This window comes from Clostridium sartagoforme (assembly GCF_039521405.1).
Classification (GTDB): Bacteria; Bacillota; Clostridia; order Clostridiales; family Clostridiaceae; genus Clostridium; species Clostridium sartagoforme.
In genome coordinates this window covers 66,672-82,546 of record NZ_BAAACH010000016.1, presented here as the reverse complement: position 1 = coordinate 82,546, position 15,875 = coordinate 66,672, and the positions used below count along the sequence as shown (strand labels likewise).

Here is a 15,875-nt window from a genome sequence, read left to right as displayed (position 1 = left end):
TAGTATGAAGAAATTTAATGTGGATGAGTTTATATGGTTATTAATATTAATACTGCTTACAACATTTATTGGATATTTATTATTTTCAGGGTATATATATAGGTTTTTAAGCGCAAAAACTGCAAAGAATTTATGGATAGCTTTAATAATATTACCGATACTTATTTTAGCACAAATATATAAAGTAATAAGTTTCAATTCGAGAAAAGATAGTTCTATTAGCTATCTACCAATAATATTGACTTTAACAATAGGAGTATTTATATTATTAAATGATTTTATAATACAAGAGAGTATGAATATAAATGTTTATAGTTTTAAAAATAAGATAGCAGATGAGGCTCTAGAAATATCGTATGAAAATCATCATATAATAGAAGAAATAGATGAGGGTGGAGAAGAATTTTTAGGAAAATATATAATATTTACTGGATTTGTTCATAGACATAATAATGAACAAAAGTTTCTTTTAGCAAGAGAAGAAATGAATTGTTGTGTGGCAGATTCTGTAATTATAGGTTTAAAGTCAATTAGTAAAGATAACTTTAATGATGGACAATGGATAAAAGTCTTAGGAAAAATAGAATATGATGGAGAGTACTACTTAAACATAATAGAATATATTAAGGTGAACCCACCGAATAACCAATATTTTTAACTTAAAAATGACTAGTTATATGTTTTATATTTTATAACTAGTCATTTTAATTTGATAAAATAAAGTTATTTTTTATTTGGTTCTACATGAATTATTACATCTATTTTTTTGCCCAGCTTGTTAATTAAAGTATTTTCAATTTTATGAACTAAACTATGTGCTTCATCAATATTTAAATTAGAATCAACTTTAATATGCATATCTAAAAACACATAATCTTTAAAACCTCTAGAGCGTATATTGTGAACATCTTTAATATCATCAAATTCTTCTAAAATATCAATAACTATTTCTTCATCTAATATTACTTTATCAGTTAAAGGAGAAATATTATCTTTAAATATTTCGTAAGAAGCATGAAGTATGAAAAGAGAAACTATAAAAGAAGTTATTGTATCAACTATAGGAGGAAATCCTAATTTTATACATAATAATGTTATTAAAACTCCGCTAGAAACAAATATATCACTTTTAGTATGAAGAGAATCTGCAATTAGTAGTTGACTATTAAGTTTAATTCCTTGTTTGTTTTCATAAACTGCAACAAATATATTAATAAATAATGTTAATAATATAATAACTAAGCTCTCTACATTAATTTCTAGTATAGATGGATTAAACAACTTGTAAATTGAAGATTTAATAACGCTAAAAGATATAAATAAGAGCATAGTTCCAATGAACATACTTGCAATTGTTTCAAATTTTTTATGACCATATGGATGCGAGCTATCTTTAGGCCTAGATGCTAAAACAATACCTATTATACCTATTATATTTGAAGCACTATCAGAAATAGAATGAAACCCATCAGCCATTACACTGGAACTATTTATTACTAAACCAATTAATATTTTAGAAACGGCAACAATTAAGTTAGCCCCTAGTAATACTAACAATATAAGCTTAACTTTTTTATAATTATTATTTTCTATTTTTCTCATTTCCTTTACAAATAATATATAATTCCATTTTATTCTTACAAATTATAAAAGTTACACTATAAAAAAGATAGTAATTATAGGAGTTTAAAAAAGAAGTTGTTAGAAAAATAAAAAGGGGGAAGGGGGAATTAATAAAGATATTTTGGTTAAACTAAAGTTAAAATTACTAAAGGTTGGTGTATATAATGACTATAATAAATTTTATTATATTTAACTTAATATTATATTCAATTATAGGATGGTTAATTGAAGGCTTGTATAGCTATGTTGTATCTGGAAGTTTTAATAAAGAAAGATTTATGAAGGGGCCATATAAACCAATGTATGGAATTGCTTTTACTATTTTAGTATTATGTGATAAATATCTTAATATTAACATAGTATTAAAGCTTATACTATATTTTATAGTTCCTACAGCAGTAGAGTTTATAAGTGGGTATTTATTAAAGGAAATGTTTAACAAACAATATTGGGATTATTCAAATCTTAAGATGAACTATAAAGGATTAATAACACTAAGATTTTCTTTTTATTGGTTTGTACTATGCTATATAGGTTTAAATGTAGTTCAACCTATAATAAATAGTATATATTTAAGTTTAGAAAAGGGTTTTAGAATATCAAATCTTATCTTCAGTTTTGTAATAATATTTGATTTAATAATAACAATAAAAAGTTTATATAGAAGTCTTGCTATTCAAAATTAAGCTTTAAATATACATAATAAAATTATAAGAAAAAATTCAATATTGCTTAATTTTTAGTATTTATATATTATATAAATATATAATATACTTAATGAAAAGGAGAAGAATATGTCATTTGAAAAATTAGATATGAAAGATACAGAAGTAAGAGATGGAAGAAGCTGTATTATTTTATGTAACTTTAATGCAAAGGAAGTAAAAACAATTAGCAATCTTGCAGGAATGTTTGGAATAAAAGATAAAATAATATTAAATTATAAAAATGGAAATTCAATTGTAAAAGATATATTAGAAAATAATATATTATCTGATTCAGAAGATGGAGTAAAAAATAAAGCAATAATATTTAATAATATTCCAGGTGCAAAGATGGGAACATTTATTGAAAATATTAAGAAGTTTAGAATAAATAATGTATTAAAAGCTACAGTTACAGAAACATCAAGGGAGTGGACCGTTAACTTTTTATTGAAAAATCTAGTGGCGGAAAGAATAGCAATGAAATCAGGAAAAGACTTCAACCATGATGAAGAATAGTAAAAAAATGACAAGCATTTTTCAGTTCACAGTTCACAAGGCACAGTGCACAGTTGTTTTATTTTTTTAGGTAACAGGGAATAAGGGAACAGGTGTCAGGTAAAAGGTAACAGGGAACAAGTTAAATTATAGTCTGCTACGCTTAACTAAATTTTAATGTCCCTCACCAATTATTTTTTACCAATAACTTAATTTATTATTAATTTAAATTCTTAATATAAGTTGGCGAAGGTAAATAGACGGTGAAATAAGCATATAGCGAGAAACTAGAGGTGCTTGGTGAAGGAAGAGCTACTATGCCTTAGTGTTGTTGGTTTGTCTGAGCGCAGCGAGTTTAACCAAAACTCTTGGCATAGTAGTTCTCCGAGCCTAGTACTTCTTTGCGTAGCTATTTAGCTTATGAAATATATCTATTTATCGTAGCCTTTATATTCACAATTTAAATCTATTGTGCATTTTTAATTGTTAATTCAAAAAAGGGGGATTTTAAGTGGGAGTCAAGAGAGAAGTTGAATTAGAAACAATAACAACTAGATTTTTAAATCTTAGAAATTTAGGGTTAGATGAAGAAACCATAATAAAATTACTTGAAATAAATGAAGAGGATTTAGAAGTTATAAAGTTAAATTTAGAAAAATAAGATAAAAAACTTAATAACAGAAGAATTTTTAGAAAATAGATATTATAGGCTATATTAGTTTACAATATCTATTTTTATATTTCACAAATAAAATTAAAGGCGAATAGTCTTGTATAAGAAGAAACTTCAATTCCTAAAGCTACATTTTGATATGAGTTTAACTTTATTGAGAATTTGATGTTTTATAGGTTAAAAAAATAACTTATTCAATAATTCCTAATATTATGATATACTATCCAAAAGAAAAGAGGTGATGTTGTGGACTATTTTATTTCATTTTTAGAAGGTATAATAACTTTTATCTCACCATGCATTTTACCAATGTTGCCTATATATATTTCATATTTTATGGGAGATAATAAGGAGAATGAAGAAAGAAATAATAATAAAGCATTAATGAATTCTATAGGATTTGTAATTGGATTTTCAATTATTTTTACATTATTAGGAGCAGCAGCAGGAAGTTTTGGTGTATTTATACAAAAATATATTAAAACTTTTAATGTTATAGCAGGAGCGCTATTAATTATATTTGGATTGAACTATATCGGGATTTTGAAAATAAATATCTTGCAAAGAAGCTTTAAATTAAAAAATAAAAATAATTTAAACAATCTTAATTTAACAGCATCTATCTTATTTGGAATGATATTTGCAGTAGGATGGACACCTTGTGTAGGTACTTTTCTGGGATCAGCTTTAATGTTAGCTGCAAATAGTCAAGATTCTGTTCGAGGAACCTTTATGTTACTAAGTTATAGTTTAGGACTTGGAATTCCATTTATAATTTCTGCTATACTAATTGAGACACTAAAGGGAGCTTTCAAATTTATTAAGAAAAATTATAAAATTATAAATACAATATCAGGAATACTATTAATCATAATAGGAATTTTTATGATGACAGGTTACTTAAATAAGTTATTATCATTACTTACTTTTAATTAGGAGGAAAGGAAATTGAATAATACAAAGAAATTAATACTAATAGTAGTATCATTAATTTTATTATTTGTTATTGTAAAGTTTGGATATGGATATCTTTCGGGAAGATATATGCCTATTGAAAATAACAAAGAAAACAGTAGTGCAGAAAAAAGAAAAGCACCAGACTTTGAAGTCTATAATGAAAATGGGGAGGCTATAAAGCTATCAGATTTTAAAGGAAAAAAGCCAGTTGTAGTAAATATATGGGCAAGTTGGTGTGGTCCTTGCAAAGCTGAAATGCCATATTTTCAAGAAGCTATGAAGAAATATGGTGAAGATGTAGAAATATTTATGGTAAACCTTACAGATGGTGAAAGAGAAACTAAGGAAAAAGCAATAAATTACTTGAAAGAAAATAATTTAGATATGAAAATTTTATTCGATGAAAAATTAAGTGCTACTAATGCATATGTAGTTCAATCGATACCAAGAACTATATTTATAGATATAGATGGAAATATAGTAAAGGATAATATAGGTTTGATAGAAGAATCTATTTTAATTAATAATATTAAAAAGCTTATTAATTAAATATAATAAAGAAAGAAGATTGGGCAAAATTTATGTGTCTGATCTTTTATTTTTATAGTACTATATCAGTATATAATAGTTTTATAGATGGGAGGATATTTTAGTGGATAGCAAAAGGTTACTTTCCTTAATAAAAAAGGATGAAGGAGTAAAGCTAGATTTTAAATTAAGGCTATCCTTACAATATGAAAGTAATAAAAAGGAATTAGCAAAAGATATTTCTGCTATTGCAAATTCTAGAGGTGGAAGAGGTTATATAATAATTGGAGTAGAAGATAAAAGTAAAAAAATTGTTGGGTTAAAAGATGATGAAATAATAAAAGAAGAACAAGTACAACAAATAGTTTCATCAAGGTGTGAACCACCTATTCCAATATCTGTTGATACAATAAATATAGAAAATAAAAGTATATGTGTAATAACTATTTATTCAGGAGAACAAAAACCATATCAAATAAGAGAAAGTGGAGCTTTTTATATAAGAAGAGGATCTACCACAGATACTATGAGAAAGCAGGAACTAATTGAAGCTTTTGAAGAAAATTTAGATTTCTTTATGGAAACTTCTACAATAGTTAAAAGTGATATTTCATTTTTAGATGAAATTTTGCTTAAACAATATTTTTATAATAAAGGTATAGAATTAAACAATGAAAATAAAAAGTTTCTTTTAGAAAGTTCAAGAATAGCTTATAGAGAAAAAGAAAGTGAAAATATGAATTGTACTTTAGGTGGATTGTTGGTTTTTTCAAATTATAATAGCTTATGGATTCCTCAAAATATGATAAAGATAATAAATAGAATTAATAAAAGTGAAGATGAGGTTACAGTAATTCAAGGTAGTATATTAAATATGATAGATAAATCAGAAAAAGTTCTTTTTAATATTTTACCTAAGGAGTATCCAACTTCTGCAATAGTAGAAGGCATAAAAAATGCAGTTTTATATAGGGAGTACTCCAGTATAAATAAGATTATAGAAGTAAACATAGGGTATAAATCCATATCAATAACTAGTCCGGGAGCATTAATTGAAAGGTTAGATAATGGAGTTGGAAGTAGCAAAAGAAATATGTGGATTTACGAAAAGTTGATAACATTAGATAACAACAAAAGATTTTTAAATAATGGAAGAGGATTTTTAAGAATGAAAAAGGCTTTTTATGGAGTTGGAAAAGTTAAGTTAGTAAATTCAATAAAAGATGATAATTTTAAAGTAATCTTACCTGGAATAAATACTTACAAAAAAGTATAACTATCATAATATAAAGAATTATACCCTTGAAGTTTTAAAACAAAATATGATATAATAATAATTATTAAATAATAATAAGATTTTTGAAGGTAGGGGAGTTTAATTATGAATAGTAAAGTGGAATTAATATATGAAAATAATGAATATAGTGTAGCTGTAAATGGATCAATTGTAAATAAAGATAAAGATTTAGAAAATGCTTTTGCTCAATTTAAAAGTATTATAAATAATAATAAAAGTGCAGAAGCAAAGGCGTGGGATGAAATAGCAGAAAAATTCCAAGCATTAAATAATAGTAATTTAGATATTAATTATGAATTTAGAACTATGAGTTATGGAAATATGAAATATTTTTATAATATGAGTAAAGTATTTTATATTTTAAATGGAGAAATGGTTCCTCTTATTGGAGGATATGAATTATTTAAATTTACATTAAACGTATTAGGGAATGAAGATATAGATAAAGCAAATGATTTTATAGAATTTTGCAAAAATATAGTAATGTCAAAAATTAATTATAGAGTTATAGATACAAGTATTATAGTTTCAAGTGCAAGTTTTAACTATGGTTCCGCAGAATATAATTTTAATAGTAAAAAAATAAATAAGGGAGCTTCTATACTAACTGGAAGTTTTGAAGAATTTAAGAATTATGTTTTAAGTATAATAAAGCCAATGTAAAAGGATGAGAATTTTCTCATCCTTTTTATAACTTAATTTCTTCAGTTTTTCAATGGACATATGAAAGTTTGCAGTGACCTAGATTAGAGGGATAGAATAAGCAAATTTACATATGTCCACTTTTTTATTTGTTACATTTTATATATTAATGTATAATTATTGTGGCAAAAATAATAACTATAGTATAGAGGTATAAGAATGACTTTAGAAAAGAAAATTTCAAGGCTTACAATTGGTATTTTTATAGCAGTAATACTAATTATAAGCATTTTTTCAATAGCAATTATAAATAATAAAGTATCTGAAGCAATAGGCAAGAGTTTGACTGATACCGCTTTTGTAGTTGCAGCGAATCCCATGATTCAGAAGGAATTAGCAGATGGCGAAGATCCAAGACATTTGAAAGTTCAAAACTTTGCTGAAAGAGTAAGACTAAAAACAGGACTATTATTTATAACAGTAATGAATACCGAAGGTGTAAGATATTCACATCCTATTCCAGATAATATCGGAAGACGGTTTTTAGGTGGCGATGAAAAGTTAGTTTTAAAAGATGGAGAAACATATGTATCAGAAGGCGAGGGGCATTTAGGGAAATCTATAAGAGCATTTGTACCAGTGCATAAAGATGGTGTGCAAGTTGGGGCTGTTGCTGTAGGGATGTTAAAAAGGGACTTGAGAAGCGAGGTTAAAGAGTATATAAAAGGATTAATACCAGTATTTATAGGTGTTTTTATTATAATAATATTTTTAGCAAAAAAGTTAGCTAATAATATAAAAGAAGATATTTATGGATTAGAGCCAGAAGAAATAGCTAATCAATTAAGAGAAAAAGAATCTATAATTAATAATATAGAAGAAGGATTAATAGCAATAAATGACGAAGGTTATGTGACGGTAATAAATAACAAAGCTTTAGAGATACTGAATATAAATTCAAGTAATAAAATAAATTCTAAAATAATAAATCTATTATTTGAAGTTATGTATAGAAGAAGTAGAATATTTAATAAAGAAATAAGGTTAGAAAATAATATAATAATAATGGGAAATTTCTATAGCATCATTGGTGAATATGGTAAGGTTGTAGGAGCAATTGCTAGCTTTCAAGATTTTACAAAGGTTCATAATATGGCAGAGGAGTTAACTGGAGTAAAGGAATTAACGTGGAATTTAAGAGCACAAAATCATGAATTTATGAATAAGTTACATACAATAGCTGGTTTAATACAATTAGATGAGACTGATAAGGCTTTAGAATATATTTTTCACACTACAGGAATTAGAGGAATAGTTACAGATAATCTAAGTAAAATAAAGGAACCATCAATACAAGGGTTGATATTTTCCAAATATAATAAATCAGATGAAATGAAAATAAAGTTTGAAGTTGATGAAAATTCTCATTTAAAGTTTATTCCTAATAATATAAGAGTTCAAGATATATTAACTATTATAGGAAATCTTTTAGAAAATTCTATTGAAGAAGCAAAAATTATAGAAAATGGATACATATATATTGGAATTTTCCAAGATGAAAAGATAAAGATTATAGTAAAAAATAATGGAAGTAAAATTGATGATAATATTAAAGATGAAATATTTGAAAGAGGGTTTAGTACAAAGGGAGATTTAAGAGGCTTTGGTTTATACAATATAAAAAATATAATAGAATCATTAAATGGGACTTTAAAATTAACTTCTGATAAAATTACGACTTGGGAGGTAGAAATATAAAAATGAATAGTATTAAAGTTTTTATAGTTGAAGATGATCCAATGGTAAAAGATATAAATAGAAGATTTTTAAATAAACTTGAAGGCTTTGTAGTTGTAGGAGATGCAAGTAGCATAGAAGAAGCAAAAATTAAAATTGATAAAGAAAAAATAGATTTAATTTTGTTAGATATATTTTTGCCGGATGGAAAAGGTATAGATTTACTAAAATGGATAAGATCTAGAGAGATACAGGTAGATACTATTTTAATTACTGCGGATAAATGTAAATCGTCAGTTGATGAAGCTTTTAAATATGGAGCTGTTGACTATTTAATAAAGCCATTTAAATTTGAAAGATTTAAAGAAGCCTTATCTAATTATAGAAATAGATTTATTGAATTAACAAATTTAGATAATATAAACCAAGATTATATAGATCAATATATATTAAATATTAGTACAAATTGTACAGGTGATGAAATGCAAGATAAAGAACTAAGTAAGGGTTTAAATCTAAAAACATATGATAAAATAATAAGTTATATGAATCAGAAAAAGGGACAAGATTTAACTGCAGAGGAAATTGCCAAAGGAAGTGGCCTTGCTAGGGTAACTGTTAGAAGGTATTTAGAAAAGATGGCGGAAGAAGGTAAAGTTGAAATAAATCAGGAATATGGAAAAATAGGAAGACCAACTAATTATTATATGCTTAAAAAATAAGAACAAAAAGACCAAAATAAACAATAAGACCATAATATTGATTGTCTATTAATTAACTAATATACTAATGCTGTAAATAACTTAAAGATTAAGGGGAGAAATATTAGATGAAAAAGAAAGCTTTAGCATTAGTAATGTCAGCTTTAATTTTAGTTCCATCAATCCTAGTTGGTTGTGGTGGAAAAAAGGAAACTGCTGATATAGTTATAATAGGAGCTGGTGGTGCAGGATTATCTGCAGCTGTACAAGCTAAACAAGACGGAGTAGAAAATGTTGTTCTTCTAGAGAAGATGCCAATGGTTGGTGGAAATACAAATAGAGCTACAGGTGGCTTAAATGCAGCTGAAACTGAACAACAAAAGGCAAAAGGTATAGAAGATTCTATAGAAATTATGTATGAAGATACTATGAAGGGTGGATATGAAAAAAATAATCCAGAATTAGTAGAAAAGCTATCTAATGAGGCAAAGGATTCAGTTGCATGGTTAACTGATTTAGGTGCTGATTTATCAGATGTTGGTAGAATGGCAGGAGCTACAAATTATAGAACTCACAGACCAACAGGGGGAGCCGCTGTTGGAGCTCATTTAGTAGATACATTAAAGGTAGCTGCTGAAAAAGAAAAAGTTGATTTAAGATTATGGAATGAAGTAAAGGAAATAGTTTTAGATAAAGAGGGTAATGTTTCTGGAGTAAAGGTTACTAATAAAGAAGGAAAAGAGTACACTATAAATACAAAAGCTGTAATTATTGCAGCAGGCGGATTTTCAGCGAATCAAGAAATGGTAGTTAGCTATAAAGAGGATTTAAAAGGATTTGCAACAACTAACCACAATGGAGCTACTGGAGATGGAATAGTCCTTGGAAAAGGTATTGGAGCTGATTTAGTAGATATGGAAGAAATCCAAACACATCCAACAGTTGTTCCAGAAAAGGCTGTAATGGTAACTGAAGCTGTAAGAGGTAATGGAGCGATTCTTATTAATAAGGATGCTAAAAGATTCACAAATGAATTATTTACAAGAGATGTAGTTTCAAAGGCTATATTAGAACAAAAGGATGGAATAGCGTATCTCTTCTTTGATGAAGGGTTAAGAAAGAGCTTAAAAGCAACTGAAGAATATTTTAATATGGGATTAGTTACAGAAGCTGATTCTGTAGAAGAATTAGCAGAAAAGTTATCAATAGATAAGAATACAATGGTAGAAACAATTAATAAATACAATAAAGCAGCATTAGATAAAAAAGATTCAGAATTTAATAGAGAAGATCTTCCAAGACAATTAAATGAAGGAAAGGTATATGCAATACCTGTAACTCCAGCGGTACACCATACAATGGGTGGATTAAAGATAAATATAAATGCTGAAGTTTTAAATAAAGATGAAAAAGTAATTCCAGGACTATTTGCAGCAGGAGAAGTAACTGGAGGAGTTCATGGTGGAAACAGATTAGGTGGAAATGCATTAGCTGATATAGTTACTTTTGGTAGAACTGCTGGAAAAAATGCAGCAGCATTCATTAAATAGGATTTAATTGTAGGAGGAGTAAAAATGAAAAAAATAACTGCAATATTAAGTACACTAGTATTATCAGCAACTATTTTAGTTGGCTGTGGTAGTGGGAAATATACTGATGGAACTTACACAGGTGAAGGGCAAGGGGCTTCAGGGGAAATAAAAGTAGAGGTTAAGGTTGAAAAGGGAAAGATATTAGAAGTGAATTTAGTTGAACATAATGAAACTAAAACTTTAGTTGATGGTGTTAAGGAAAATTTAGTTCCAGAAATAATCGAAAAGCAAAGCACAGAAGGTGTTGAGGCTATCTCAGGAGCAACAAATTCATCAAAAGGCGTAATAGAAGCTGTTAATAAAGCCTTGGAATCAGCGTCAAAATAAAAATTATATATTAGACTTTTAAGATATGAAAAATAGGTAGATTTTATTAAATAAAATCTACCTATTTTTTTATTTAAGTTTAATTATCTTATATTCCATAGGATTAAAGTTTATATTTTCAAGCTTACTTACATTAAAAGAAGACTTATTTATTAAATCAAAACCATTTATATTAAAATTAAGTTTAGTGTGAACTTTTTGTTCATTTCTATTTAAACATATTAAAATTGATTCATCACATAAATCTCTTTTAAAAATTAGAAGATTATCTTCATAATAGATGGGGGTAAATGCACCATAAACTAAAGATTTATATTCTTTTCTAAGTTTTATTAAGGATTTATACAAGTCTAATAAGTCTTTATTTTGTTTAGAATCATCCCAAATCATACATTTTCTGTTAAAAGGATCATCTTCGCCAGTTAAACCAATTTCATCACCATAATAAATATAGGGTACCCCTATATAAGAAAACTGAAAAACTATAGCAAGTTTCATAGATAAAAAATTTAAATTACATTCGTTAATAAACCTTTTTGTATCATGACTACCTAATAAATTCCACATTTGATTTGATATGCTATTCATATATAACATTCTACTTTCGGATAAAATGCTTAAAAATTCTTTTGCATTTATTATTCTTTTAGCAAAGAAATCTACACATGCATTTTTGAAAGTGTAATTCATAATACCATCAAATTCATCACCTTTTAGAAAGGCAAAACCATTATGAAATATTTCACCTATTATAATTGCATCTTTATTTATTGATTTAATTTCTTTTCTAAAATCTTTCCAAAAGCTATGACTAACTTCATCACTTACATCTAATCTCCAACCGTCTATTCCAATCTCATTAATCCAGTATTTACCTACATTGATAAGATAGTTTCTTACTTCTTCATTTAAAATATTCAATTTTGGCATTTTAGATATATTATTTGCAAAAGTATAATAATTAAGGGCTTCTTGGTTAATAGGAAAGCTATCTATAAGATACCAATCTTTATATTTTGATTTTTCTCCATTTTTTATAATATCCTGAAATGCAAAAAAATCGTCTCCTGAATGATTAAATACAGCATCAAATATAACTCTAATCCCTTTTTTATGACATTTATCTATTAGAGACTTGGCTGTTTCTTTATCTCCAAATATTTCATCAATTTTATAATAATCACATGTATTATATTTATGATTAGAAGTAGATTTAAACACCGGAGTAAGATATATTAAGTTTACTCCTAGAGATTGGATATAATCTAATTTATCTATTATTCCTTGTAGATTTCCTCCAAAAATAGATTTGAAAGTTATATTTTCATCTCCCCATTCTGATATAGTCTTAGGGTTACTTTTATTAAATCCTTTAAAAAACCTATCAGGAAAAATTTGATATACTATAGCTTCTTGTAAAATTTTATTCTCATTATAGACATCATCGGCAGATATATAAGGAAAGTGAAATGAGTTTGCATCAATATATTCATAAGTAGATTTTCTAAAACCTCGTTCATCTAAAATATAGCTAACATTATTTTTGTCTATAAGTTCAAATATATATTTGTACCTATTTTTAGCGACTGACAAGTCAGCTTCATAGTATGAATATAATTCTCCTTCAGATATTAGATACATTTCTTTCTTTATAAAAGATTCATCTCCAAATCTATCTTTATAATAAATGTAGCAATTATTCAAATCATTTTTAGCAGTACGTATTCTTATAGTTAAGGTATTTACATTTTTGGCATAAGCATAGGGAATATCTGATATATGATAAACAGCTAACTTATTCATAAATTACTCCTTTTATTGTATATTTTAATAAAATTATATCAAAGTGTATTGATTAAATTTGTAAATTTAAAATATAATATGTATATAATTATTATAAAGTTATAGAATGGAGAGATACTAATGAATGATGGATATGAAAGTTTTGAATCAGATTTCAATATTTTTAGTAATAAGATATCATTTCTAATGGAGTCTAGAAATAAAGAAGAAATAATAAAGATAGTTAAAGAAAAGCATAAGTCAGAGATTAGAGATGATGTAGATAAAGAACATAAAAAAGATGATTTAATAATTTGGAATGCTATTTATAGTAGGGAAATTATTAGAAGTGGAATTTCAAAAAAATATCTTCATACAATCTATAATAAATTTTATAGAAAAGTTAAAGAAACTAATAACATCAGTAATTTGCAAACTATAGAAATGGAAATGATAAATGAGTATATGGATTTACTTATAAATGATATCGAAATCACTGATAGCTTCACAGCTAATAAACTTTTGCAAGCGGTACATTTAAATATAGAAAATCATACTTCATTAGAAATGATATGTAATAATTTAAATATATCGGTAGGATATGCGTCAACATGTTTTAAGAGATATAAGGGAATATCTATAATGAAGTATTTAAGAGAAATGAAAATTGAAAGAGCTAAAACTTTACTTTTAAGTAGTGAAAAGAGCATACTAGAAATAAGCATATTATTAGGATTTCATGATCAAAGCCATTTCACTAATACATTTAAAAAAGTTGTAGGTATATCGCCATCAGAATTTAGAAATAAAAATTATTCAATATAAGTATAATTAATTGAATTCGATTTAATTTAATAATATAATTTAAAATAAGTATTAAAAATAATATTAAAGGGGGCATAAAAATGTCATTAGAATGGAGTTTAAAAAATATATATCCATCATTTACTTCAAAAGAATTTATTACAGATTTAAAGAAAGTAGATGATGGGATAGAAGAACTTAAAAGGTTCGCTAAATCTACTGATGAAAAATCAAATGATTTAATAAAATTAGAAGAATTAATAAATAAGTTAGAAAATATAAATTTACTTTTAAATAGAGTAGGGTGTTATGCTAATTTAACTTTAAGTACTGATTCAAAGAATGCAGAAGGAAGAAAATATTTAGATGTAATAAATTCTAAATATGGGCTTCTAGCAGAGCCATTAACAAAGATATATAAATGGGTAGCAAATATAAAAGATATAGATAGTTTAATAAAATCATCAGACTTATTAAGAAAACATAAATTTTTTATAAATGAAATAATAGAAAAAAATAATTATATGCTAAGTGAAAAAGAAGAAGCTATAATTGCTAAAATGAGAAATACTGGCTCAGAGGCATGGTTAAATTATAAGGATTATTTAATATCAACACATAAGGTTGATATTAATATTGATAATGAAGATAAAACATTACCATTAACTGTTATTTTAAATATGGCATATAGTCCAGATGCAGATTTAAGAAAAAAGGCATATGAAGCAGAAATTAAGTCATATGAAAAAATTGAAGAAGGAGTTGCAGCAGCATTAAATGGAATTAAGGGAGAAGTTTTAACTACTACTCAGCTTAAAGGGTATAAATCACCTCTTCATATGACTTTAGAGGAATCTAGAATGGATGAAGATATTTTAAATTCAATGCTTACAGCTATAAAAGAAAGCTTGCCTTCATTTAGAAAATATTTAAGAAGAAAAGCGGAAATGTTAGGTCATAAAAATGGATTGCCATTTTATGATTTATATGCACCAGTAATAAACAAAGAAATGAAGTTTTCTTATGAAGAAGGAAAGGCTTTTGTTGAAAAGAACTTTAGAAACTTTAGTGATAATTTAGCTGATTTTGCTATTAATGCATTTAATAATAGTTGGATAGATGTTATGCCTAAAGAAGGCAAAGTTGGTGGTGCTTTTTGTGAAAGCATAAAGACTATAAATGAAAGCAGAATATTACTGAATTATGGAAATAGTTTTAGTGATGTTGTAACCATGGCTCACGAACTTGGACATGGATTTCATAGTCATTGCTTAAAAAATGAAACTGCTTTAAATTCAGAATATCCAATGACATTAGCTGAAACAGCATCTAATTTCTGTGAGATATTAGTAAAAAGAGGAGCTGTTAAAAGTGCAAGTAAAGAAGAGGCTTTTGCTATTTTAGAAGCAGAAATATCAGACTGTAATCAAGTAATAGTTGATATATATTCAAGATTCTTATTTGAAACTGAAATTTTTGAAAAGAGAAAAGAAAGCTCTCTTTCAGTGGAAGAAATCAATAATGTAATGTTAAAAGCTCAAAAAGAATCCTATGGAGATGGTCTTGATAATGATTTCTTGCATAAATATATGTGGACTTGGAAACCTCATTATTATTATGCAACAGATAATTTCTATAACTTCCCATATGCATTTGGAAATTTATTTGCAAAGGGGTTATATGCTGAATATTTAAAGAGAGGTGAAAGCTTCTGTAAGGAATATGAGGATTTATTATCTGTTACAGGCAAAGAAAAGGTTGCAGATGTAACAAAAATAATGAATATAGACGTTCATGATGTTAACTTCTGGAGAAATTCTTTAAGGCTTATTGAAGAAGATATAGAAAGATTCATTTCTTTAAGTTACGAAGTAAAATAGATTAAAACTAAAGGGATATTTAAAGTGTTTTTAAATATCCCTTGATTTTAATTTAATATTAAATAGCTATTTAATAAGTGTATAAGATTAATAAATCTATAGTAATTTTATTAGAATTAGTTTTTTTCGG

16 protein-coding genes are annotated in these 15,875 nt (G+C 26.2%); 14 read left to right on the top strand and 2 right to left on the bottom strand.

The window, feature by feature from the left end; genetic code table 11:
* Positions 1–4 precede the first annotated feature (4 nt).
* Positions 5–658 carry a TIGR03943 family putative permease subunit gene (locus ABDZ60_RS07875; RefSeq protein WP_047001572.1) on the top strand — a complete coding sequence of 218 codons (654 nt, stop codon included), beginning with the start codon at positions 5–7 and terminating at the stop codon, positions 656–658.
* Positions 659–723: 65 nt separating this feature from the next.
* Here the strand turns inward: ABDZ60_RS07875 and ABDZ60_RS07870 are convergent, their stop codons facing one another.
* Positions 724–1,602, bottom strand: coding sequence for a cation diffusion facilitator family transporter (locus ABDZ60_RS07870; protein WP_343777344.1), 879 nt, complete (start codon positions 1,600–1,602; stop codon positions 724–726).
* A 185-nt stretch (positions 1,603–1,787) separates the two neighbouring features.
* Between ABDZ60_RS07870 and ABDZ60_RS07865 the strand changes: the two genes are divergently transcribed.
* From ABDZ60_RS07865 to ABDZ60_RS07815, 11 genes are all read left to right on the top strand, one after another.
* Entirely contained in the window at positions 1,788–2,309 is a 522-nt protein-coding gene (locus tag ABDZ60_RS07865; protein WP_016206545.1) for a putative ABC transporter permease, read from the top strand.
* 108 nt (positions 2,310–2,417) lie between these two features.
* Positions 2,418–2,846 (top strand): DUF3783 domain-containing protein, encoded by a 429-nt coding sequence (locus ABDZ60_RS07860; protein ID WP_016206544.1) that lies wholly within the window; start codon positions 2,418–2,420, stop codon positions 2,844–2,846.
* A 490-nt stretch (positions 2,847–3,336) separates the two neighbouring features.
* On the top strand, positions 3,337–3,486 hold the full coding sequence (locus ABDZ60_RS07855; RefSeq protein WP_156174332.1) for a hypothetical protein: 150 nt from the start codon (positions 3,337–3,339) through the stop codon (positions 3,484–3,486).
* 258 nt (positions 3,487–3,744) lie between these two features.
* Positions 3,745–4,434 carry a cytochrome c biogenesis CcdA family protein gene (locus tag ABDZ60_RS07850; RefSeq protein WP_343777340.1) on the top strand — a complete coding sequence of 230 codons (690 nt, stop codon included), beginning with the start codon at positions 3,745–3,747 and terminating at the stop codon, positions 4,432–4,434.
* 12 nt (positions 4,435–4,446) lie between these two features.
* Complete coding sequence (locus tag ABDZ60_RS07845; RefSeq protein ID WP_343777338.1) at positions 4,447–5,004, top strand: TlpA family protein disulfide reductase; 558 nt, start codon at positions 4,447–4,449, stop codon at positions 5,002–5,004.
* Positions 5,005–5,107: 103 nt separating this feature from the next.
* Complete coding sequence (locus ABDZ60_RS07840; RefSeq protein ID WP_343777336.1) at positions 5,108–6,259, top strand: AlbA family DNA-binding domain-containing protein; 1,152 nt, start codon at positions 5,108–5,110, stop codon at positions 6,257–6,259.
* Between the two features lie 105 nt (positions 6,260–6,364).
* Entirely contained in the window at positions 6,365–6,943 is a 579-nt protein-coding gene (locus ABDZ60_RS07835; RefSeq protein WP_016206540.1) for a hypothetical protein, read from the top strand.
* A gap of 198 nt (positions 6,944–7,141) precedes the next feature.
* A complete protein-coding gene (locus ABDZ60_RS07830; RefSeq protein ID WP_047001567.1) occupies positions 7,142–8,680 on the top strand; it encodes an ATP-binding protein in 1,539 nt (512 codons plus the stop codon).
* 2 nt (positions 8,681–8,682) lie between these two features.
* The gene (locus ABDZ60_RS07825; protein ID WP_343777333.1) at positions 8,683–9,381 is read left to right on the top strand and encodes a response regulator; all 699 of its coding nucleotides are present in this window, start codon (positions 8,683–8,685) and stop codon (positions 9,379–9,381) included.
* A gap of 107 nt (positions 9,382–9,488) precedes the next feature.
* Positions 9,489–10,910 carry a flavocytochrome c gene (locus tag ABDZ60_RS07820; RefSeq protein ID WP_343777331.1) on the top strand — a complete coding sequence of 474 codons (1,422 nt, stop codon included), beginning with the start codon at positions 9,489–9,491 and terminating at the stop codon, positions 10,908–10,910.
* Positions 10,911–10,934: 24 nt separating this feature from the next.
* A complete protein-coding gene (locus ABDZ60_RS07815; RefSeq protein ID WP_343777329.1) occupies positions 10,935–11,279 on the top strand; it encodes an FMN-binding protein in 345 nt (114 codons plus the stop codon).
* A 69-nt stretch (positions 11,280–11,348) separates the two neighbouring features.
* Here the strand turns inward: ABDZ60_RS07815 and ABDZ60_RS07810 are convergent, their stop codons facing one another.
* Positions 11,349–13,082 carry a glycoside hydrolase family 13 protein gene (locus ABDZ60_RS07810; RefSeq protein WP_343777326.1) on the bottom strand — a complete coding sequence of 578 codons (1,734 nt, stop codon included), beginning with the start codon at positions 13,080–13,082 and terminating at the stop codon, positions 11,349–11,351.
* 120 nt (positions 13,083–13,202) lie between these two features.
* Between ABDZ60_RS07810 and ABDZ60_RS07805 the strand changes: the two genes are divergently transcribed.
* Positions 13,203–13,886 carry a helix-turn-helix domain-containing protein gene (locus tag ABDZ60_RS07805; RefSeq protein WP_343777324.1) on the top strand — a complete coding sequence of 228 codons (684 nt, stop codon included), beginning with the start codon at positions 13,203–13,205 and terminating at the stop codon, positions 13,884–13,886.
* Between the two features lie 80 nt (positions 13,887–13,966).
* The gene (locus ABDZ60_RS07800; protein WP_343777322.1) at positions 13,967–15,745 is read left to right on the top strand and encodes a M3 family oligoendopeptidase; all 1,779 of its coding nucleotides are present in this window, start codon (positions 13,967–13,969) and stop codon (positions 15,743–15,745) included.
* Positions 15,746–15,875 lie beyond the last annotated feature (130 nt).